At 61.7% G+C, this 17,192-nt stretch carries 21 protein-coding genes; 9 read left to right on the top strand and 12 right to left on the bottom strand.

Translation table 11 applies throughout. From position 1 onward, the window contains the following. From FHP91_RS21210 to FHP91_RS20750, 7 genes are all read right to left on the bottom strand, one after another. On the bottom strand, positions 1–425 hold a 425-nt coding region (locus FHP91_RS21210; protein WP_186301656.1), incomplete at its 3' end, for a zinc-ribbon domain-containing protein. After that, complete coding sequence (gene prmA / locus FHP91_RS20775) at positions 425–1,312, bottom strand: 50S ribosomal protein L11 methyltransferase (RefSeq protein WP_144311360.1); 888 nt, start codon at positions 1,310–1,312, stop codon at positions 425–427. The genes prmA and FHP91_RS21210, both read right to left, overlap by 1 nt. 4 nt (positions 1,313–1,316) lie before the next feature. Continuing rightward, entirely contained in the window at positions 1,317–2,669 is a 1,353-nt protein-coding gene (gene accC / locus FHP91_RS20770; RefSeq protein ID WP_144180071.1) for an acetyl-CoA carboxylase biotin carboxylase subunit, read from the bottom strand. Positions 2,670–2,715: 46 nt separating this feature from the next. After that, positions 2,716–3,174, bottom strand: coding sequence for an acetyl-CoA carboxylase biotin carboxyl carrier protein (accB, locus tag FHP91_RS20765; protein WP_144311359.1), 459 nt, complete (start codon positions 3,172–3,174; stop codon positions 2,716–2,718). A 37-nt stretch (positions 3,175–3,211) separates the two neighbouring features. Next, a complete protein-coding gene (aroQ, locus tag FHP91_RS20760; RefSeq protein ID WP_144311358.1) occupies positions 3,212–3,703 on the bottom strand; it encodes a type II 3-dehydroquinate dehydratase in 492 nt (163 codons plus the stop codon). A gap of 55 nt (positions 3,704–3,758) precedes the next feature. Further along, positions 3,759–4,334 (bottom strand): TlpA family protein disulfide reductase, encoded by a 576-nt coding sequence (locus tag FHP91_RS20755; protein ID WP_144311357.1) that lies wholly within the window; start codon positions 4,332–4,334, stop codon positions 3,759–3,761. Further along, positions 4,331–4,924, bottom strand: a complete 594-nt coding sequence (locus FHP91_RS20750) for a hypothetical protein (protein WP_144311356.1) — start codon at positions 4,922–4,924, stop codon at positions 4,331–4,333. The genes FHP91_RS20755 and FHP91_RS20750 overlap by 4 nt, the downstream gene beginning before the upstream one ends. Positions 4,925–5,062: 138 nt before the next feature. On the opposite strand from FHP91_RS20750, the gene mpl reads away from it, so the two are divergent. Next, the gene (gene mpl, locus FHP91_RS20745; RefSeq protein WP_144311355.1) at positions 5,063–6,403 is read left to right on the top strand and encodes a UDP-N-acetylmuramate:L-alanyl-gamma-D-glutamyl-meso-diaminopimelate ligase; all 1,341 of its coding nucleotides are present in this window, start codon (positions 5,063–5,065) and stop codon (positions 6,401–6,403) included. Here the strand turns inward: mpl and FHP91_RS20740 are convergent. From FHP91_RS20740 to FHP91_RS20730, 3 genes are read right to left on the bottom strand one after another with little or no spacing between them, the layout of a single operon-like run. Then, a complete protein-coding gene (locus tag FHP91_RS20740; RefSeq protein WP_144311354.1) occupies positions 6,400–7,173 on the bottom strand; it encodes a hypothetical protein in 774 nt (257 codons plus the stop codon). The two genes, mpl and FHP91_RS20740, sit on opposite strands and share 4 nt — an antisense overlap. Positions 7,174–7,178: 5 nt before the next feature. Continuing rightward, positions 7,179–7,844 (bottom strand): lytic transglycosylase domain-containing protein, encoded by a 666-nt coding sequence (locus FHP91_RS20735; RefSeq protein ID WP_144311353.1) that lies wholly within the window; start codon positions 7,842–7,844, stop codon positions 7,179–7,181. Continuing rightward, complete coding sequence (locus tag FHP91_RS20730; protein ID WP_144311352.1) at positions 7,841–9,595, bottom strand: proline--tRNA ligase; 1,755 nt, start codon at positions 9,593–9,595, stop codon at positions 7,841–7,843. The genes FHP91_RS20735 and FHP91_RS20730 overlap by 4 nt, the downstream gene beginning before the upstream one ends. 161 nt (positions 9,596–9,756) lie before the next feature. On the opposite strand from FHP91_RS20730, the gene FHP91_RS20725 reads away from it, so the two are divergent. From FHP91_RS20725 to coq7, 4 genes are all read left to right on the top strand, one after another. Then, positions 9,757–10,272 carry an RNA pyrophosphohydrolase gene (locus FHP91_RS20725; RefSeq protein ID WP_144180098.1) on the top strand — a complete coding sequence of 172 codons (516 nt, stop codon included), beginning with the start codon at positions 9,757–9,759 and terminating at the stop codon, positions 10,270–10,272. 63 nt (positions 10,273–10,335) lie between these two features. After that, positions 10,336–10,938, top strand: a complete 603-nt coding sequence (locus FHP91_RS20720; protein WP_144311351.1) for a CBS domain-containing protein — start codon at positions 10,336–10,338, stop codon at positions 10,936–10,938. 19 nt (positions 10,939–10,957) lie between these two features. Further along, positions 10,958–11,479 (top strand): CNP1-like family protein, encoded by a 522-nt coding sequence (locus FHP91_RS20715; RefSeq protein ID WP_144311350.1) that lies wholly within the window; start codon positions 10,958–10,960, stop codon positions 11,477–11,479. A 10-nt stretch (positions 11,480–11,489) separates the two neighbouring features. Continuing rightward, positions 11,490–12,110 (top strand): 2-polyprenyl-3-methyl-6-methoxy-1,4-benzoquinone monooxygenase, encoded by a 621-nt coding sequence (coq7, locus tag FHP91_RS20710; protein ID WP_144311349.1) that lies wholly within the window; start codon positions 11,490–11,492, stop codon positions 12,108–12,110. Here coq7 and FHP91_RS20705 read toward each other — a convergent pair. Then, positions 12,098–12,532 carry an OsmC family protein gene (locus tag FHP91_RS20705; protein ID WP_144311348.1) on the bottom strand — a complete coding sequence of 145 codons (435 nt, stop codon included), beginning with the start codon at positions 12,530–12,532 and terminating at the stop codon, positions 12,098–12,100. The two genes, coq7 and FHP91_RS20705, sit on opposite strands and share 13 nt — an antisense overlap. A gap of 519 nt (positions 12,533–13,051) precedes the next feature. On the opposite strand from FHP91_RS20705, the gene rplM reads away from it, so the two are divergent. The 3 genes from rplM to erpA all read left to right on the top strand — a co-directional run bounded on the left by rplM (position 13,052) and on the right by erpA (position 14,412). Further along, positions 13,052–13,480, top strand: coding sequence for a 50S ribosomal protein L13 (rplM, locus tag FHP91_RS20700; protein WP_144180141.1), 429 nt, complete (start codon positions 13,052–13,054; stop codon positions 13,478–13,480). 14 nt (positions 13,481–13,494) lie between these two features. After that, on the top strand, positions 13,495–13,887 hold the full coding sequence (gene rpsI / locus FHP91_RS20695; protein ID WP_144180113.1) for a 30S ribosomal protein S9: 393 nt from the start codon (positions 13,495–13,497) through the stop codon (positions 13,885–13,887). Between the two features lie 171 nt (positions 13,888–14,058). After that, positions 14,059–14,412: an iron-sulfur cluster insertion protein ErpA gene (gene erpA / locus FHP91_RS20690; protein ID WP_144180116.1), complete on the top strand. Its 354-nt coding sequence runs from the start codon at positions 14,059–14,061 to the stop codon at positions 14,410–14,412. 83 nt (positions 14,413–14,495) lie between these two features. Here erpA and FHP91_RS20685 read toward each other — a convergent pair whose 3' ends face one another. Continuing rightward, positions 14,496–15,815, bottom strand: coding sequence for a peptidoglycan DD-metalloendopeptidase family protein (locus FHP91_RS20685; RefSeq protein ID WP_144311347.1), 1,320 nt, complete (start codon positions 15,813–15,815; stop codon positions 14,496–14,498). A gap of 78 nt (positions 15,816–15,893) precedes the next feature. On the opposite strand from FHP91_RS20685, the gene tyrS reads away from it, so the two are divergent. Then, positions 15,894–17,093, top strand: coding sequence for a tyrosine--tRNA ligase (gene tyrS / locus FHP91_RS20680; RefSeq protein WP_144311346.1), 1,200 nt, complete (start codon positions 15,894–15,896; stop codon positions 17,091–17,093). The last annotated feature ends 99 nt before the right edge of the window (positions 17,094–17,192 follow it).

Below are 17,192 nucleotides of genomic sequence, written 5' to 3'. Positions count from 1 at the left end.
TCGGGCGCAGGTTCGGGCGCAGGTTCGGGCGCAGGTTCGGGCGCAGGTTCGGGCGCAGGTTCGGGCGCAGGTTCGGGCGCAGGTTCGGGCGCAGGTTCGGGCGCAGGTGCCGATGTCATATTTCCGCCGCCCCAGTGGAAAAGTGCGGCGGGTTGCTCTTCGCTGTGGCCGAGGCGGTCGGACTCTCGCGGTGGGGCGCGAAAACCGGTGGATTCACCGGGGCGATCTTCAAGAATGAATACGGGGCTGCTCGCGGTCCGAAGGGGTGGCGGCGGAGCGATGGCGACGGCGGGGTCGCCTTCGAGCGTGTCGAGCGCGTTGAAGGTGTGGCGGCAATGCCCGCAGCGGACCATGCCCTGCCGTGCCCGGAGTTGTTCCGAGCTGATGCGGAACAGCGTCTGGCAGGCCGGGCATCGGGTGCGCATCACTGCTTGGAGCCTTCCAGTCGGGCCCAGCCGTCGTGGGTTTTGCCGACCTTCAGCGCAATCCATGGCGCGTAGGCGTCGATGACTTGTTGGGTTTGTGTGTCGAGTACGCCCGACAGGGCGAGTTGCCCGCCGGGGGCGACATGCGCGCACAGCGCCGGGGCGAGGACGCACAACGGATTAGTGAGAATGTTGGCGACCACCAGATCGAATTGATCGGTCAGTGGCTTGGCGGAGATTTGCAGTTCGATGTCGACCTGATTGCGTTCGGCGTTGTCGCGTGCGGCGTCGACGGCCTTTTCGTCGATATCGACACCGGCGACCCGGCCGGCGCCGAGTCGTGATGCGGCAATGGCCAGGATGCCGGAGCCGCAGCCATAGTCGAGCACTGTGGCGCCAGGTGTGACGACCGCTTCGAGCCATTCCAGGCAGAGCTGGGTGGTCGGGTGCGAGCCGGTACCAAAGGCCATGCCGGGATCGAGCGCGATGTTGATGGCGTCTGGGTTCGGCGCTTCGTGCCAGGACGGGACAATCCACAGCCGATCGGTGATGCGGATCGGGTCGAACTGGGACTGGGTCAGCTGCACCCAGTTTTGTTCGGCGACGTCTTCGAGCGTGAAGGACGGTACCTGGTCGAAGCCGACTGCGCCCGATGCTCGAGCCAAAGCGCTCGTGATGTCAGCGTTCTTGTCGAACAGGGCGAGCACGCGGCTGTGGTCCCACAGGCTGGCGGGCGCCATGCCGGGCTCGCCGAATTGCGGACGCTCGGCGTCGGTGCCGGCGTCGGCGTCTTCGATACTCACCGACAGCGCACCTTCGTCCATCAAGGCGTCGGAGAGTTGTTCGGCGCGGTTGGCGTCGGCCAGAATAGTGACGTTAATCCACATGCGATCAGGGCTTCTCGCGTTCGGCCAGGCGTTTTTCGAGATAGTGGATGCTGGTGCCACCTTCCATGAAGCGGGGGTCGCGCATCAGTTCCTGATGCAGCGGCACATTGGACTTGATGCCGGCAATCACGGTCTCGGAGAGCGCGATCTGCATGCGGCGGATGGCCTGCTCACGCGTGTCGCCGTAGGTGATCAGCTTGCCGATCATTGAGTCGTAATGCGGCGGCACGGTGTAGCCGTTGTAGGCATGCGAGTCGACGCGCACGCCGGGGCCACCCGGCATGTGCCAGTTGGTGATGCGGCCGGGGCTGGGTGTGAACTTGAACGGGTCTTCGGCGTTGATGCGGCATTCGACGGCGTGGCCGGCGAAGCGGATGTCTTTCTGGTTGAGCCACAGCTTTTCGCCAGCGGCCACACGGATCTGCGCCTGCACGATGTCGACACCGGTAATGGCTTCTGTGACCGGGTGTTCGACCTGAACGCGGGTGTTCATCTCGATGAAGTAGAACTCGCCGTCTTCGTAGAGGAACTCGAAGGTGCCGGCGCCGCGATAGCCGATCTTGCGGCAGGCTTCAGCGCAACGTTCGCCGATCTTGGCGATCAGTTTGCGATCGATGCCGGGCGCGGGCGCTTCTTCGATGACTTTCTGGTGGCGGCGCTGCATGGAGCAGTCGCGCTCGCCGAGGTGCACCGCGTTGCCGTGGGCGTCGGCCATGATCTGGATTTCCACATGGCGCGGACGCTCCAGGTACTTTTCCATGTACACCACCGGGTTGCCGAAGGCCGATTGGGCCTCGGTCTTGGTGGTGGTGACCGCGTTAATGAGCGCCGCCTCGGTATGCACCACACGCATGCCGCGACCGCCGCCGCCGCCGGCGGCCTTGATGATCACCGGATAGCCCACCGCGCGAGCGATCTTGACGACTTCTTTCGGGTCGTCGGGCAGGGCACCGTCGGAGCCGGGCACGCAGGGCACACCGGCGGCTTTCATGGCGTCTTTGGCGGAGACCTTGTCGCCCATCAGGCGGATGGTTTCAGGTCGCGGGCCGATGAAGACAAAACCGGATTGCTCGACACGTTCGCCAAAGTCGGCGTTCTCGGAGAGGAAGCCGTAGCCCGGATGGATCGCTTCGGCGTCGGTGACTTCGGCGGCCGAAATGATGGCCGGGACATTGAGATAGCTTTGCGAGGAGGGCGCCGGGCCGATGCAGACGGACTCGTCGGCCAGCTTGACATACTTGGCTTCGGTGTCGGCGGTGGAGTGAACGGCGACGGTGCGAACGCCCAGTTCGCGGCAGGCGCGCAGTACACGCAGGGCAATTTCGCCTCGGTTGGCGATGAGGATTTTATCGAACATGCCAGCGGGTCCAGTTGTGATGAGCGAGGAGATGAGTCATCCGGGCTTAGCCGATGATCATCAGCGGCTGGCCGAATTCGACCGGCTGGCCGTTCTCGACCAGGATGGCTTTGATCACACCGGCGGCGTCAGAGTCGATCTCGTTCATCAGCTTCATGGCTTCGATGATGCACAGCGCGTCGCCGACGGCAACGGTGTCGCCCACATTGGCGAAGGCATCGCTGCCCGGTGAGGCGGCACGGTAGAAGGTGCCCACCATCGGAGAGGTCAGCACATGGCCTGCCGGCAAGGTGCTCTCGGGGCCGGTCGAGTCCGTCGCGACGGGTGCAGCTGGCGCGGCCGCCACGGGGGCGGCATGTACGGTGTGCTGCACGGGCTGCGGGGCCGCATGCGAAAAGCTGTGTTTGGCGATTCTCACTTTTTCTTCGCCCTCGGTGACCTCCAGTTCGGAAATGCCCGATTCCTGGACGAGGTCGATCAGTTTCTTCAGCTTGCGCAGATCCATGAGGTTCTCCAGTAGATGCCGGTGGTTCGCCGGCGTCTTAATGTTGTGTCAGGCGCGCCAGGGCGAAATCGAGTGCGGCCAGGTAGCCATCGGCCCCCAGCCCACAGATCACGCCGACGGCTTGATCGGAAAAATACGAGTGATGGCGGAAGGCTTCCCGACTGTGGATGTTCGATAAATGCACTTCCACGTAAGGAATGGCCACGGCCGCCAGGGCGTCGCGCAGGGCGACGCTGGTGTGTGTGTAGCCCGCCGGATTGATGATGATGAAGTCGACGCCTTCCGTCGCGGCGGCCTGAACGCGGTCGATCAGCTCACCTTCGTGATTGCTCTGAAAGGATTCGAGGCGGACGCTCGCCGCACCTGCCCGGTTCAGCATGGCGGTATGGATGTCGGCCAGGGTGGTCCGACCGTACACATCGGGTTCGCGAGTGCCCAGAAGGTTGAGATTCGGCCCGTGCAGTACGAGCACGAGCGCTTGGTCAGATGGCGGCTGTTGCGCCCCTTTTTTGCGATTTCTCGGCGTCATGTCGGCAAGTTTGCCGCATTTCGCAACATTTTGTCCAGCGGCTGGCGCATGTTGCTCACGGAAGCAGCGCCGAGATTTTGCCTTCCAGATCCGATTTGCTCAAGCCCCCGACCGACAGGTGGCGGATCTGGCCCTGGCGATCGAGGATGACGGTAAAGGGCAGCGCGCCGGCTGGGTTGCCAAGCTGGGTGGCCAGATCGACCGTGGATCCGTCGCCAATCAGCAGGGGATACGGCACCTTCATTTCATCACGAAACGCAGCGACACGTTCGGGCGTATCCAGGCTCAGGCCGACGAAGCGGACGCCGCGCGCGTGATAGCGCACGGACACATCGCTGAAGTCGGGGATCTCCTTGCGGCAGGGCGGACACCAGGTGGCCCAGAAGTTGGCGACGACGATACTGTCTTTCAGTTCGCTCAGCGCGTGCAACTTGCCGTCGGCGTCCGGCAAGGTGGTGGCCAGCAGGCGCGCGCCTTCGGAGGGGGCCACGGAGTCGGGGCTGCTGGGGCTGGACGCGCTGGCCAGTGGGCGGATGATGGCGGGTGTGGTATTGCGGCTGGTCCAGTAGCCGAGCGCGCCAGCGGCGATGGCGACCAGGACGATGAGCGCGGACTGCGGGAGTCGGATCATGATTGGGGCAGGGACTCCGCCAGCAGACGCTGGACCGCATCGAGGCGTGCGCGGTCGGTGTGGCTGCGGCGCTCGGCGCGGGCATCGTACACCGACAGGCGTACGGGAACCTCGTTCCAGTCGAACACCAGAATGGCTTCGGGCGGTTCGTGGGTGAGCCGGCGCGGCTCGCGGTGTTCGTAGCGGATGTCCTGGTTCAGAAAGAAGATTTCGACGTCTTTGGCGCTGTCGGCGAAGGCTTCGATGTCGATTTCGGCGTAACGCCCAGCGGTGCCGTCGAGCACCGCGCCGGTGAGATAGGCGCGGAACGGCGCCAGTAGCTGGAGGACCTCGACGGCGGCGCAGCGCATGGCGTAGAGGCGCTCGGCGTGTTCGTCGTCCTGGTAGATGGCCTGGTATTCGCGCAGCGCCGCTTCGACCTCGGCGTTGGTCGGCAGTGTGTCGGCATCGGTGGCGCCAAGCTGGCGGGCGGCCTTGCGCTTGGCAAAGCCAAAGTCCTGAACGCCATCTTCGGCCATCATGCGCGCGGCAAGCGCGGAGATTTCCTGACGCAGGTGACTGGTCCGTGACCCTGAGTGTCGGCTTGACATGCGCGGCTCCCTGATCGCCATCGGTTAGAATCTCTGGCCTTGTGAATCCAGACGGCGCGGCCAGACGGAACAGACCAGCACATTCTACACGTCCGGATGACAGACCGCTTTTTGCGGACGCCCGGCGCGGGAGCTTTCATGCACATCCATATTCTCGGCATTTGCGGCACTTTCATGGGCGGGGTTGCCCTCCTGGCGCGGGCCGCCGGCCATACCGTGACGGGCTGTGATGCCAACGTCTATCCGCCGATGAGCACGCAGCTTGAGGCTGAAGGCATCGCCCTGACCTCGGGCTACGAGGCCTCGCAGATGTTGCTGGCGCCTGACGTTTATGTGGTCGGTAATGCGATTTCACGCGGCAACCCGCTGCTTGAGGCGATTCTCGATGCCGGCGCGCCCTATGTGTCGGGCCCGCAGTGGCTGGCCGATCACGTGCTGCGCGACAAATGGGTGCTGGGCGTAGCGGGCACCCACGGCAAGACCACGACGGCGTCCTTGCTGGCCTGGATGCTGGAAGACGGCGGGTTGAATCCAGGGTTTTTGATTGGGGGCGTGCCGAAGAATTTTGGCGTGTCGGCGCGACTGACCGACTCGCCGTTTTTCGTGATCGAGGCGGACGAGTACGACACGGCCTTCTGCGACAAACGCTCCAAGTTTGTGCACTACCGGCCGCGCACGGTGATTCTCAACAACCTGGAGTTCGATCACGCCGACATCTTCGCTGATCTGGCGGCGATCGAGACGCAGTTTCATCACCTGGTGCGCATCATGCCGGCCACCGGCCGGATCGTGGCCAATGCTGAGGCCGAGGCGCTGGCGCGGGTGATCGACCGTGGTTGCTGGTCAGAGCTGGAGTGGTTCAACGGGCCGGAGGGCTGGCAGGCGACGATGGATGAGGCGGGCGTGGCGGCGTTCACGCTGGCCGGGAAGGATCTCGGATCGGTGGCGACGCCGATGGCCGGCACGCACAACCTCAGCAACGCGCTGGCCGCGGTCGCGGCGGCGCGACATGTGGGCGTACCGCCGCCGGTCGCGATTGCCTCGCTCGGCCGCTTTGAAGGCGTGCGCCGCCGGCTGGAAGTGCGCGGCGTGGTCAAGGGCGTGACGGTGTATGACGATTTCGCTCATCACCCCACGGCGATCGAACTGACGATCTCCGGCTTGCGCAAGCGGGTGACGGGGGGTCGGATTCTGGCCATTCTTGAGCCACGCTCGAACACCATGAAGCTGGGTGTAATGAAGGCGCTACTGCCCGATAGTCTGGCCGGCGCCGACGCGGTGCTGTGTTACTGCGGCGGAGTGGACTGGGATGTGGCGGGTGCGCTGGCGCCACTGGGCGAGGCGGTGCAGTGTTTTGACGAGGTGTCAGCGCTGGTCAGTGCGGCCGTTGCTGCGGCCGAGCCGGGGGACCATCTGCTGGTGATGAGTAACGGGGGTTTTGGCGGCATTCACGAGAAACTGCTCGCTGCCTTGGCTTAAGGCGTGCGTAGCCACCCGATTTCGGCGGCGGTGGCCGGCCCGACGAGCACGTAGCGCAGGCTGACCGGAACATCCGCGCGCTCCGGTGTGAGCGGAATGCGCCCGGCCATGATCTCGGCCCGGGTTTGCGGGGTGGCGGGCCGCTGGTCCGGGTCGGCATAGCCGTCGGGGAATCGCGGCATCAGGGTGGCGGGGTCGTATTTGTCGGTGGCGCCCACGGTATGCAGCATTTCGTGAGCGATCACCATCAGGTTGCCGCCATCATCAACCCGGCTGGCGAATACATTGGCCAGACCGATCAGGCCTTTCTCCAGGCCGACCGAGTGCTGCACCGAGGCCTGCAGCGCAGGGTCGTGATACTGCACAAACAGTCGCACATCGGGCCGTGGGCCGGGGCTGTCGTCATTGCGCCAGGCCCAGTAGCGCATCTGCAGGCTCCACACGATCGCCTCCCAGGCGCTCGGATGACGCAGGGGCTGCGGTGGCAGGCTTTGGCGGGGAGGCGCCAGGGTAATGGCAATCGGTTTGAGCGTGTTGATGCCGTATCGCTGCGCCTCACTGCCGAGCCATTCGGCGATCGGTTCGAAATCGCGGGGGCCGAGTTGTGCGATGTGGCGGGCGGTGGCGTCGCGGCCGTCGGCGTTGATCGGGTAGATCGTCACATGCAGCGTATTGATCCACGATGTGGCGCGGCTTTGGGCGCGCCAGGCGCCGAGCGCGACGGTGGCCAGAACAATCAGCAGCAAAGCGATGCGCAGCGCTTTCCACACAGGGGTTAGCGCCGTGCGTCGGGCAGATTGGCGGCGGTGATGAGCTCGGGCGGCGGCTGGTAGGCCCAGCGCCGCCAGGCAGCGTGTACCTTGTTTGGGTAGTCCGACTTGCCAAGGCTACCGTTGTAGCGGCCCAGCGCGCGGAAGAGGTCGCCTTTTTCAATATCCAGATAGTGGCGCAGGATCGTGCAGCCGTAGCGCAGATTGGTGCGCAGGTGGAAGAGGTTGTCTTCGCTCTGCGCGAGCAGCTTGGACCAGAAGGGCATGATCTGCATGTAGCCGCGCGCACCCGCTGACGAGACGGCGTATTTTCGGAAATTGCTCTCCACCTGAATCAGCCCGAGCACCAGCTGCGGGTCGAGGCCGGCGCGGGTGGCTTCGTAGTGCACCGACAGCAGCAGATCATGGCGATAGCGCGCGTCAGGAATGCGCTTGGCGAGTTGGCGGCTCATTTCGCTCAGCCAGTGGTCGCGTAACGCGTGGCTGGCAAAAATGGGCTGGCGCGGCGCGCGATCGCTGACCGCGCCCTGCAGCGATGCCTGCACACTGGCCGATAGCGGTTCGTACTGTTGCTGCCCGGCCTGCGCGCCTTGCATGCCCGCCAGCGTCACCAGCGAGAGGATCGCGGAGGTGCCGAGCAGGCGGCGAAGCGGGCAGGCCAGTGTGGTCATGCGGACAGCTTCTCGTGCACGAAGGCGGCCAGTTCGGCGATCGGCACGGCGGTGGCGCTGGCGTCGCGACGGCCTTGGTATTCGGCCGAGCCTTCCTTCAGGCCGCGGTCGCCAATAACCACGCGATGCGGCACGCCGATCAGCTCCCAGTCGGCAAACATCACGCCGGGGCGCTCGTTGCGATCGTCGAGAATGACATCCACGCCGGCCTCGCTCAGCTCGGTGTACAGTGCCTGGGCGGCTTCGCGCACGGCGTCGGACTTGCTCCAGCCAACCGGGCAGATGACCAGCTGGAAGGGCGCAATCGCCGTCGGCCAGATGATGCCGCGCTCGTCGTTGTTCTGCTCAATGGCGGCGCCGAGGATGCGCGAGACACCGATGCCATAGCAGCCCATTTCCATGGCTTGCTCGCGACCGTTTTCGTCGAGGAAGCGTGCGCCCATGGCTTCGGCGTATTTGGTGCGCAGCTGGAAGATGTGACCGACCTCGATGCCGCGGCACAGCGCCAGCGTGCCCTTGCCGTCGGGCGAGGGGTCGCCGGCGACGACGTTGCGCAAGTCGGCGATCTCGGGGCCGGGGAAGTCGCGTCCCGTGTTGGCGCCAGTGTAGTGGTAGTCGTCTTCGTTGGCGCCAATGACAAAATCGCTCATTGCGGCGACGCTGCGGTCCATGATCACCCGGCCAGTGAAGCCGACCGGGCCGAGCGAGCCCGGATTGGCGCCAAAGGCGGCGGCAATCGCTTCGGGGGTGGCGAAAGTGAGCGGAGACTTGATGCCTTCAAGGTTCTGCGCCTTGATCTCGTTGAGCTCGTGGTCGCCGCGCAGCAGCATCAGCACGGCTTGCGCGACTTCGCCATCGGACTCGACGACGATGGCTTTGACCGTTTGGGTTTCGGGGATGTTCAGGAAGGCGGCCAGCTCGGCGATGGTCTTGACGCCCGGCGTGTGGATCTTGGTGAGCGCCTCGGAGGCCACGCCGTGCACGGTGCTGATGGGTAGCGCTTCGGAGGCCACGCCGTGCACGGTGCTGATGGGTAGCGCTTCGGCCAGTTCGACGTTGGCGGCGTAGTCGGAGTCGGGGCAGTAGGCGATGTCGTCTTCGCCGGTGTCTGCAATGACGTGGAATTCATGCGAGCCGGTGCCGCCAATCGAGCCGGTATCTGCCGCGACCGCGCGGAATTCGAGGCCGATGCGGGTGAAGATGCGGGTGTAGGTGGCGTACATGTTGTGATACTCGCGCACCAGGTCGTCGAAGCTGCTGTGGAAGGAGTAGCCGTCCTTCATCAGGAATTCGCGTCCGCGCATGACACCGAAGCGCGGCCGGATTTCGTCACGGAACTTGGTTTGCACCTGATAGAAGTGCTTGGGCAGCTGCTTGTAGCTGCGGATGTCGCGGCGGGCGATGTCGGTGATGACTTCCTCGTGGGTGGGGCCGATCACGAAGTCGCGATCGTGGCGATCCTTGAAGCGTAGCAACTCGGGGCCGTAATGCGTCGCACGGCCAGACTCTTCCCACAACTCGGCAGGTTGTACGGCCGGCATCAGTACTTCGATCGCGCCGGCGCGATTCATCTCTTCTCGCACGATATTTTCCACTTTGCGCAAGGCTTTCAGGCCCATGGGCATCCAGCTGTAGATGCCAGCAGCGGTTTTCTTGATCAGGCCGGCGCGCAGCATCAGCTTCTGACTGGTTACTTCGGCGTCAGAGGGGGCTTCCTTGAGCGTAGAGATGAAATAGTGCGAGGCGCGCATGGGTCGAATTCCGCAATAAAGGTGGTATCAAAGGCAGTGATTCTACCGTAGCCCATTCCGTCATCGACAGCAGTGGCGCGAATCGTGCTGTACGCCTGCTTTCAATGCCGCAGGAAGTGTGGAAAAATCGCTATCAACTCAGACAATTTTAAGGTTCCATCATGCTCGATCGTGAAGGCTATCGCCCGAACGTCGGCATCATTCTGGTCAACCATCGGGACGAGGTCTTTTGGGGTAAGCGTATTCGGGAGCATTCCTGGCAGTTTCCGCAAGGTGGCATCAAGCACGGCGAATCGCCGGAGCAGGCCATGTTTCGAGAACTCCACGAGGAAGTCGGTCTGCATCCCGAGCATGTCAAAATCCTTGGCCGAACCCGTGGCTGGCTCAAGTATGACGTGCCCAAACACTGGATCAAACGCCAGTGGAGAGACACGTATCGCGGGCAGAAACAAATCTGGTTTCTGCTTCGGCTGGTCGGCCGCGATACGGATGTCTGTTTGCGGGCCTGCAGTCATCCAGAATTCGATGCCTGGCGCTGGAGTGATTATTGGGTGCCGCTCGACACGGTGATTGAGTTCAAGCGAGGGGTTTACCAGCAGGCGCTCAAGGAATTGTCCGACCTGCTATCGCGCCAGCGGCACATGCCGCAGAACCGGTCGCCCGATCCGATGGTCTGAAATCGGGAGCAGTCCATGCTCCCGTGATCCCCTGATCACGGCTCGCGACCTAAGGAGGAGACGATGGATCAGACCCAGAACAATACCAACCCGCTGCCTGCCATCCGCCTGGGAGACGTTGTCTACCAGGTGCCCGAGCCCGGCGTACCTCGACGGGTGAGCGCCAGGTCATCTGCCGTGGAAGTCATGACCGACCTTCATCGGGTGCCGGCAGCGACCATCCCCGCCGGAATGAATCTCGATGATGCACGTCAGGCCATGATTCTGCGTGGCGTGCGCATGCTGCTCGTGACCGATGATCGCCGCGCGGTCAAAGGACTGGTTACGGCCAGCGATCTGCTTGGCGAACAGCCTGTGATGGTGGCGCAAAACCGTGCGGTGGCGGTGGCCGATCTGACCATCGCCGATATCATGACCCGCGTCGATGCGGTCGAGGCGTTCGCGCTTCGCGATGTACTCAATGCTCATGTTGGCGATGTCGTGAGCGCGCTGCGCTTGCTTGGACGACAGCACGCGCTGGTGGTCGAGCCGGGCGAGGCCGGGCTGCCAGCACATATTCGGGGGGTGTTTTCGGCGTCGCAAATAGCGCGGCAGCTGGGGATTCCGCCCTTCGTGGGTGAGGTCGCCCGCACGTTTGCCGAAATTGAGGCCGCCATTGGGGCGTAGCCAGTCAAAGGGAGAATGCATGCACGCGAAGCAGTTTGTGCGCGTAGCGAGCGCGGTCGTGGTGGCCGCGCTCGCCGGATGTACCATCAATGGACCGGTGCGTGAGTGGCAAGACCCCAATGAAATCGTGAAGTGGGATGAGGCTGATGTTGTTTTGCCGACGACGATGCCCGTTGAAGCCGATTTGATCGAATTCGATGTGCGTCGCCGCGGGCAGGGAAGCTTCTTTGTGGATGGCGCCCATATCGAAATTGGCAAGGATGGTGTGACGCGATTGCCTTTGGTGACGCGATCGACCCGCGGTGCGGTATCGGTCACCTACGAGGGGTTCCGGTGCGCTACGGGCGAAAACCGTCTGTATGCCATCGCGGTTGAGGGCGAGTGGTCGGCGCCCAAGGTGAACCCGTGGCGTCCGGTGGGCAACAGCAGTTTTGAGCCCAAAAGCGTGTTGATGCAGGATTTTCTGTGTAATGGCACGACGCCGCTGCAAGCCAGGGATGTCATCCAGAAGCTGCGTTTCCCGCCGACCGACTGGCGATGAGCGCGCCGTCATGATCGATGCACTGATTCTTCATGTCGACCGCGCCTTGCGAACCGTTTTTGCGCCGGCGACCAGCCAGCGCCCTTTGCCTGGCGCCGACCTGCCTGAGCCCATGCTGGCGGATGTCGATCGTCAGCGTGCCGCGGCGTTGATGCGGATTAACCACGTTGGTGAGATTTGTGCGCAAGCGCTGTATCAAGGGCAGGCGCTGATGTCACGCCAGCCTGAGGTGACGCTCGCGCTGCGTCAGGCGGCCGATGAGGAGACCGAACATTTGGCCTGGACCGAGCACCGCATCCGTGAGCTTGGCGGACGCAAGAGCCTGCTGAATCCGCTCTGGTACGGCGGTGCGCTGACCATTGGTATGCTCGCGGGCAAGTTCGGCGAAGCGTGGAACCTCGGTTTTCTCGCCGAGACGGAGCGTCAGGTGGAGTCGCACTTGAAGTCGCACCTGACGCAACTCCCCGACGAGGATGCTCGCTCACGCGCCATCGTGACGCAGATGATGATCGATGAGGGCGAGCATGCCGACAAGGCGCTCGCGCTCGGCGGCGTGCCCCTGCCGTCAATGGTTTGCGCGGCGATGCGCGGGGCATCGCGCGTGATGACGACAACCGCCTATTGGGTCTGAATCACGCTTGGGTCGACGATCTCCCAAGTGTGGCTGACCTCCGCCGTCATGCCGAGCATGATCGACGCCGAGCAGTATTTTTCTGCAGACATGTGGATGGCGCGTTCGACTGCGCTTGCCTTGAGGCCGGCTCCGGTGACGACGTAGTGATAGTGGAGGCGCGTGAAGACCTTCGGGTCGGTGTCAGCACGGTCAGCCTGAATTTTCACTTGGCAGTCCGAGACGGGGTGGCGCCCGCGTTTGAGGATAAGCATTACGTCAAACGCCGTGCAGCCGCCCGCGCCCACCAACAGCATTTCCATGGGGCGAGGCGCGAGATTGCGGCCGCCCGCTTCGGGGGCGCCGTCCATGACCACGATGTGCCCGCTGCCGGTCTCGGCGAGAAAGCTCGCATCTCCAACCCATTTCACTACGCATTCCATGCATCGATTCCTTTTGATGTCATTGCGGTGTCTTGCGACGCCCCGGCGTTCTGAGAGTGCAATTCTATCAACTGCGCGGAAGGGCGCCGTACCGCAGCGTGCTGCGATGCACAAATTCTTGCCCGGTGTCTTCCTGTACGAGTAACTTCAGAGCCCGGCTATTCTCGAAATGCCCGCAGCCAGGGGGGATTGATGGAGATAAGAATTGTTTATAGTGCGATCGAAACATTTATGACGCATTGCACAAAAAAGGCTTGCGAAGGGGCGGCGCGATGAAGATAATTGGAACCGTTCGAGATTGATGTGTGCCAGCGGCGCCCGATCTCCAGATTGTCTCCTCCACCCTCCTCCTTTGGTGTGGATTTAACGCAGCCTACCCGGCTGCGTTTTTTTTGCCTGCAATCCGTCGCAAAGACGAAAAATATCATTGACACTTGTCTGGTGGCTCGTTTAGGATTGGCGGCTTTCTATTCGGTGGCCGTCGAGACAGAAGGCCTGACGAGAAAACAAGGAACAAACATGAAAACCTTCTCTGCCAAGCCGCATGAAGTTCAGCGGGGCTGGTTCGTCGTCGATGCGACGGACAAAGTGCTTGGCCGTCTCGCTGCCGAGGTGGCCCGTCGCCTGCGCGGCAAGCACAAGCCGATCTTTACGCCTCACGTGGACACCGGCGATTTCATCGTGGTCGTCAACGTAGACAAGCTTCGTGTCACCGGCAACAAAGCCGAAGACAAGAAGTACTATCGTCACTCTGGCTACCCCGGTGGCCTGTACGAAACCAGCTTTTCCAAGCTGCAGCAGCGCAAGCCCGGCCGCGTGCTTGAGCTCGCCGTCAAAGGCATGCTGCCGAAAGGTCCGCTGGGTTACGCAATGCTGAAAAAGCTCAAGTGCTATGCCGGTACCGAGCATCCGCATACGGCTCAGCAGCCGCAAGTTCTCGACATCTAAGCAGGAGCCTCCAAATGGCTGTGACCTATAACTACGGCACGGGGCGTCGCAAGAGTGCGGTGGCGCGTGTTTTCATCAAGGCTGGCAGTGGCAACATTGTTGTCAACGGCAAGCCGGTAGACCAATTCTTCTCCCGCGAAACGGGCCGCATGATTGTGCGCCAGCCGCTGGTTCTGACGAGCAACGAAACCACTTTCGACATCATGGTGAATGTCGATGGCGGTGGTGAATCGGGTCAGGCCGGTGCGGTTCGTCACGGCATCACGCGTGCGCTGATCGACTACAACCCTGAGTTGAAGGGTGATCTGCGCCGCGCTGGTTTCGTGACGCGCGATGCACGTGAAGTCGAACGTAAGAAAGTCGGCTTCCACAAGGCTCGTCGCCGGAAGCAATTCTCGAAGCGTTGATCGTTTCGGGTCCACAAGAGCCGCCTTTGGGCGGCTTTTGTCATTGTGGCCGACAGTTTTTCAGTGGTTGCGCACGCTGGCGGAACTCTTGCCGATGCGCTACCGTCTACATACTGCTAGAAGGTTTGGGCGCATGCTTTGCGCCAGGCCTCAACATCCCCGGGAGAGATAATGGAAGCAACTGCGACTGACTTGGGTGATCTTTTGGTCTTCACCGACAGTGCGGCCAACAAGGTTAAGGAACTGATTGAAGAAGAGGGCAATGAGGCCTTGAAGCTTCGTGTCTTCGTGAGTGGTGGCGGCTGCTCCGGATTCCAGTACGGCTTCACCTTTGATGAGGAGGTGGCGGAAGACGACACTGCGATGGTAAAGAACGGTGTGACCCTGCTGGTTGATCCGATGAGCTACCAGTATCTGGTTGGCGCCGAGATTGACTATTCAGAAGGTCTTGAAGGGGCGCAGTTCGTCATTCGCAACCCGAATGCCTCAACAACCTGCGGCTGTGGGTCCTCCTTCTCTGTGTAATTCTCGCAAGCAGGGTTTGTAAACCACGTCGGGCCTGCCGTTGAACAAACGGCAGGCCCGACGTGTTTGGTGCGTTGTGTGACTTAGTTGATTTCGCGCTCGGGGTTCAGGAGTTCGATGCGCTTACGGTACATCTGGGTTGCAGTATTGAACGCTACAAGCTCCGACTTTGATAGCGGATTTGCCGTCGGCAGCGCAATCGACATCGGGTCTTTGGCGGTATCACTGACGCGGAATTCGTAGTGCAGGTGAGGGCCGGTCGCCCAGCCCGTTTGGCCAACATAGCCGATGATATCGCCCTGGGTGACGGCAGCGCCTCTGCGCAATCCATTCGCGAAGCCTTTCATGTGCGCGTAGAGCGTCGTGATCTTGTCGCGATGACGGATGATGACCACTTTGCCGTAGCCGCCTTTTGTGCCGACGAAATCGACGGTGCCGTTGGATGTTGCCTTGATGGCGCTGCCGGACGGTGCGCCAAAGTCCACGCCCTTGTGCTGGCGCCACTTCTTTAGGATCGGATGGAAGCGCTGCGAGAAGCCTGAGGTGACGCGTGTAAATTCCAGCGGGAAGCGCAGGAAGGCCTGTTTCAGGCTGCGCCCGTCTTCCGAGTAATAGTCCTCGCGGCCGTCTTTATCCCGATACAAAACGACTGCATGCCTCCGTCCCTGGTTGACGAACTCGGCGGCGAGAACGCGGCCGATGCCACTCTGGCGGCCGTCTTCGTTGACGAGTGTTTCGTAGACGACGCTAAAGCGGTCGTCTTTGCGTAGATCGGTCCGGAAATCGATTTCCGTACCGAAGAGATCTGCCAGGCGCGTGGCGACTGCATCCGGGAGTCCAGCGGCTTCTGTCGCACCAAAGAGCGAGTGTCGAATCGTGCCGCTTCGCATCTCGACAATGCTGGTCAGTGCTTTCTGGTTCGACTTTGCCTTAAACGTGGCGCCGTCGCGTTCCAGTGCGAAGACATCCTCGCCTCGTGTCTGGGGGAGTGTCAGTTCAATGAGGCTGCCGTCGGGAGCCACGGTTGCTGTGACTGTCTTGCCGGCGCGCAATTGCCTGAGGGCCTGGCGTCCTTCGTCGCTTTTACGCATGAAGCGGCTGGCTTCTGCATCGTTGACACCAAGCCGCTGAAAGATTGTTTCAAGGGTGTCGCCGCGGCGTACACGGTCTTCATGTACAAATGGCAGGTCACTGCTGGCGGCAATGCTGAACTGTGGCGTACCGAGCGTTTCGGTGATTGTTTGGGTTGAAACATTGGCCGGTTGGTTGGGCACGACCGCAGTGGCGGCGACAACCGTAAGTGAAAGTGCTCCGACGATACCGACCGAGAGCCAGCGACGCGACAGCTTTGGCGCGCGTTGATCGGCCCGATCGGCTAGAATTTTGGACTTTCGGATAAGCATGACGTCCCCGGCGACAAATTTTTTCGAGTCTAGCAAAAAGCGTATCGGCTCGATACACCAAAACTGTAAGGTGGTTGGATGAGTGATTTAAGTGCAGCGCTTGAGTTGATCAAGCGAGGGGCTGATGAGCTTCTTGTTGAGTCGGAGATGATTGCAAAACTGCAGGCCGGCCGGCCCCTCAGGATCAAGGCGGGCTTCGACCCAACCGCACCAGACCTGCATCTGGGGCATACGGTGCTATTGAACAAGCTTCGCCATTTTCAGGAGTTGGGGCATCACGTTATGTTCCTGATTGGTGATTTCACTGGAATGATTGGTGATCCCAGCGGGAAAAACGCGACCCGCCCGCCGTTGTCTCGCGAGCAGATTCTTGAAAATGCGCGTACGTATGAGGCGCAGGTGTACAAGGTGCTTGATCCGGCACGTACTGAAGTTTGCTTCAATTCTGCCTGGATGAATGATCTGGGCGCTGCGGGCATGCTCCGGCTCTCATCGCACTACACCGTAGCGCGCATGTTGGAGCGAGATGACTTCTCAAAGCGCTACGCGAACAATCAATCGATTGCCGTGCACGAATTTCTCTACCCGCTCTGCCAAGGCTATGACTCGGTTGCGATGAAGTCAGACGTCGAGCTCGGCGGCACGGACCAGAAATTCAACCTCCTGGTTGGCCGCGAGTTGCAGAAGGACTACGGCCAAGCGCCTCAGTGTGTCTTGATGATGCCGCTACTCGAAGGCCTGGATGGCGTTAATAAAATGTCCAAGTCGCTCGGCAACTACATCGGTATCGATGAGTCACCTTCGGAGATCTTCGGTAAGTTGATGTCGATTTCCGATGTTTTGATGTGGCGTTACTTTGAGCTGCTGTCGTTTCGATCGGCAGTGGAGATATCGAAGTTGCGTGATGACGTCGATGGCGGTCGTAACCCGCGGGATGTCAAGGTCGAACTCGCCAAAGAGCTCGTAGGAAGGTTCCATGATGCAGCGTCGGCCGTTGCCGCGCATGACGAGTTTGAGGCTCGGTTCCAGCGAGGCGTGTTGCCGGAGGATATGCCCGAAGTGGTGATCGCCTCGGAAGGCGGAGAGTGCTTGCTTGTACACGTATTGAAGCAGGCAGGCCTCACTGCAAGCACGTCTGAAGCCCTGCGCATGATCCAGCAAGGCGCGGTTCGCCTGGATGGAGAGAAGGTTCAGAGCAAAGAGGCGGTATTGCCGGTTGGAGCGCGCGTTGTCGTGCAGGTTGGCAAGCGTCGTTTTTCGCGCGTGGAAATAAAGTAACGTTTGGGTGTTGACAGGTTTTTTGTGGTGTCTATAATTCGCACCTCGCTTGAACGCAAACGCGTTTTGAGCGGCCCCCGAAGGAGTCGGAAACGAGCT

Source organism: Denitromonas halophila (assembly GCF_007625155.1).
Classification (GTDB): domain Bacteria; phylum Pseudomonadota; class Gammaproteobacteria; order Burkholderiales; family Rhodocyclaceae; genus Nitrogeniibacter; species Nitrogeniibacter halophilus.
The sequence above is the reverse complement of the archived record's forward strand: the minus strand, read 5'-3'. Positions and strand labels throughout refer to the sequence as shown.

Excerpts from the sequence above, each read along its gene's own strand:
- prmA (WP_144311360.1), bottom strand. The coding sequence starts at position 1,312 with ATGTGGATTAACGTCACTATTCTGGCCGACGCCAACCGCGCCGAACAA.
- accC (WP_144180071.1), bottom strand. The coding sequence starts at position 2,669 with ATGTTCGATAAAATCCTCATCGCCAACCGAGGCGAAATTGCCCTGCGT.
- accB (WP_144311359.1), bottom strand. The coding sequence starts at position 3,174 with ATGGATCTGCGCAAGCTGAAGAAACTGATCGACCTCGTCCAGGAATCG.
- aroQ (WP_144311358.1), bottom strand. The coding sequence starts at position 3,703 with ATGACGCCGAGAAATCGCAAAAAAGGGGCGCAACAGCCGCCATCTGAC.
- FHP91_RS20755 (WP_144311357.1), bottom strand. The coding sequence starts at position 4,334 with ATGATCCGACTCCCGCAGTCCGCGCTCATCGTCCTGGTCGCCATCGCC.
- FHP91_RS20750 (WP_144311356.1), bottom strand. The coding sequence starts at position 4,924 with ATGTCAAGCCGACACTCAGGGTCACGGACCAGTCACCTGCGTCAGGAA.
- mpl (WP_144311355.1), top strand. The coding sequence starts at position 5,063 with ATGCACATCCATATTCTCGGCATTTGCGGCACTTTCATGGGCGGGGTT.
- FHP91_RS20735 (WP_144311353.1), bottom strand. The coding sequence starts at position 7,844 with ATGACCACACTGGCCTGCCCGCTTCGCCGCCTGCTCGGCACCTCCGCG.
- FHP91_RS20730 (WP_144311352.1), bottom strand. The coding sequence starts at position 9,595 with ATGCGCGCCTCGCACTATTTCATCTCTACGCTCAAGGAAGCCCCCTCT.
- FHP91_RS20725 (WP_144180098.1), top strand. The coding sequence starts at position 9,757 with ATGCTCGATCGTGAAGGCTATCGCCCGAACGTCGGCATCATTCTGGTC.
- FHP91_RS20720 (WP_144311351.1), top strand. The coding sequence starts at position 10,336 with ATGGATCAGACCCAGAACAATACCAACCCGCTGCCTGCCATCCGCCTG.
- FHP91_RS20715 (WP_144311350.1), top strand. The coding sequence starts at position 10,958 with ATGCACGCGAAGCAGTTTGTGCGCGTAGCGAGCGCGGTCGTGGTGGCC.
- coq7 (WP_144311349.1), top strand. The coding sequence starts at position 11,490 with ATGATCGATGCACTGATTCTTCATGTCGACCGCGCCTTGCGAACCGTT.
- FHP91_RS20705 (WP_144311348.1), bottom strand. The coding sequence starts at position 12,532 with ATGGAATGCGTAGTGAAATGGGTTGGAGATGCGAGCTTTCTCGCCGAG.
- rplM (WP_144180141.1), top strand. The coding sequence starts at position 13,052 with ATGAAAACCTTCTCTGCCAAGCCGCATGAAGTTCAGCGGGGCTGGTTC.
- rpsI (WP_144180113.1), top strand. The coding sequence starts at position 13,495 with ATGGCTGTGACCTATAACTACGGCACGGGGCGTCGCAAGAGTGCGGTG.
- erpA (WP_144180116.1), top strand. The coding sequence starts at position 14,059 with ATGGAAGCAACTGCGACTGACTTGGGTGATCTTTTGGTCTTCACCGAC.
- FHP91_RS20685 (WP_144311347.1), bottom strand. The coding sequence starts at position 15,815 with ATGCTTATCCGAAAGTCCAAAATTCTAGCCGATCGGGCCGATCAACGC.
- tyrS (WP_144311346.1), top strand. The coding sequence starts at position 15,894 with ATGAGTGATTTAAGTGCAGCGCTTGAGTTGATCAAGCGAGGGGCTGAT.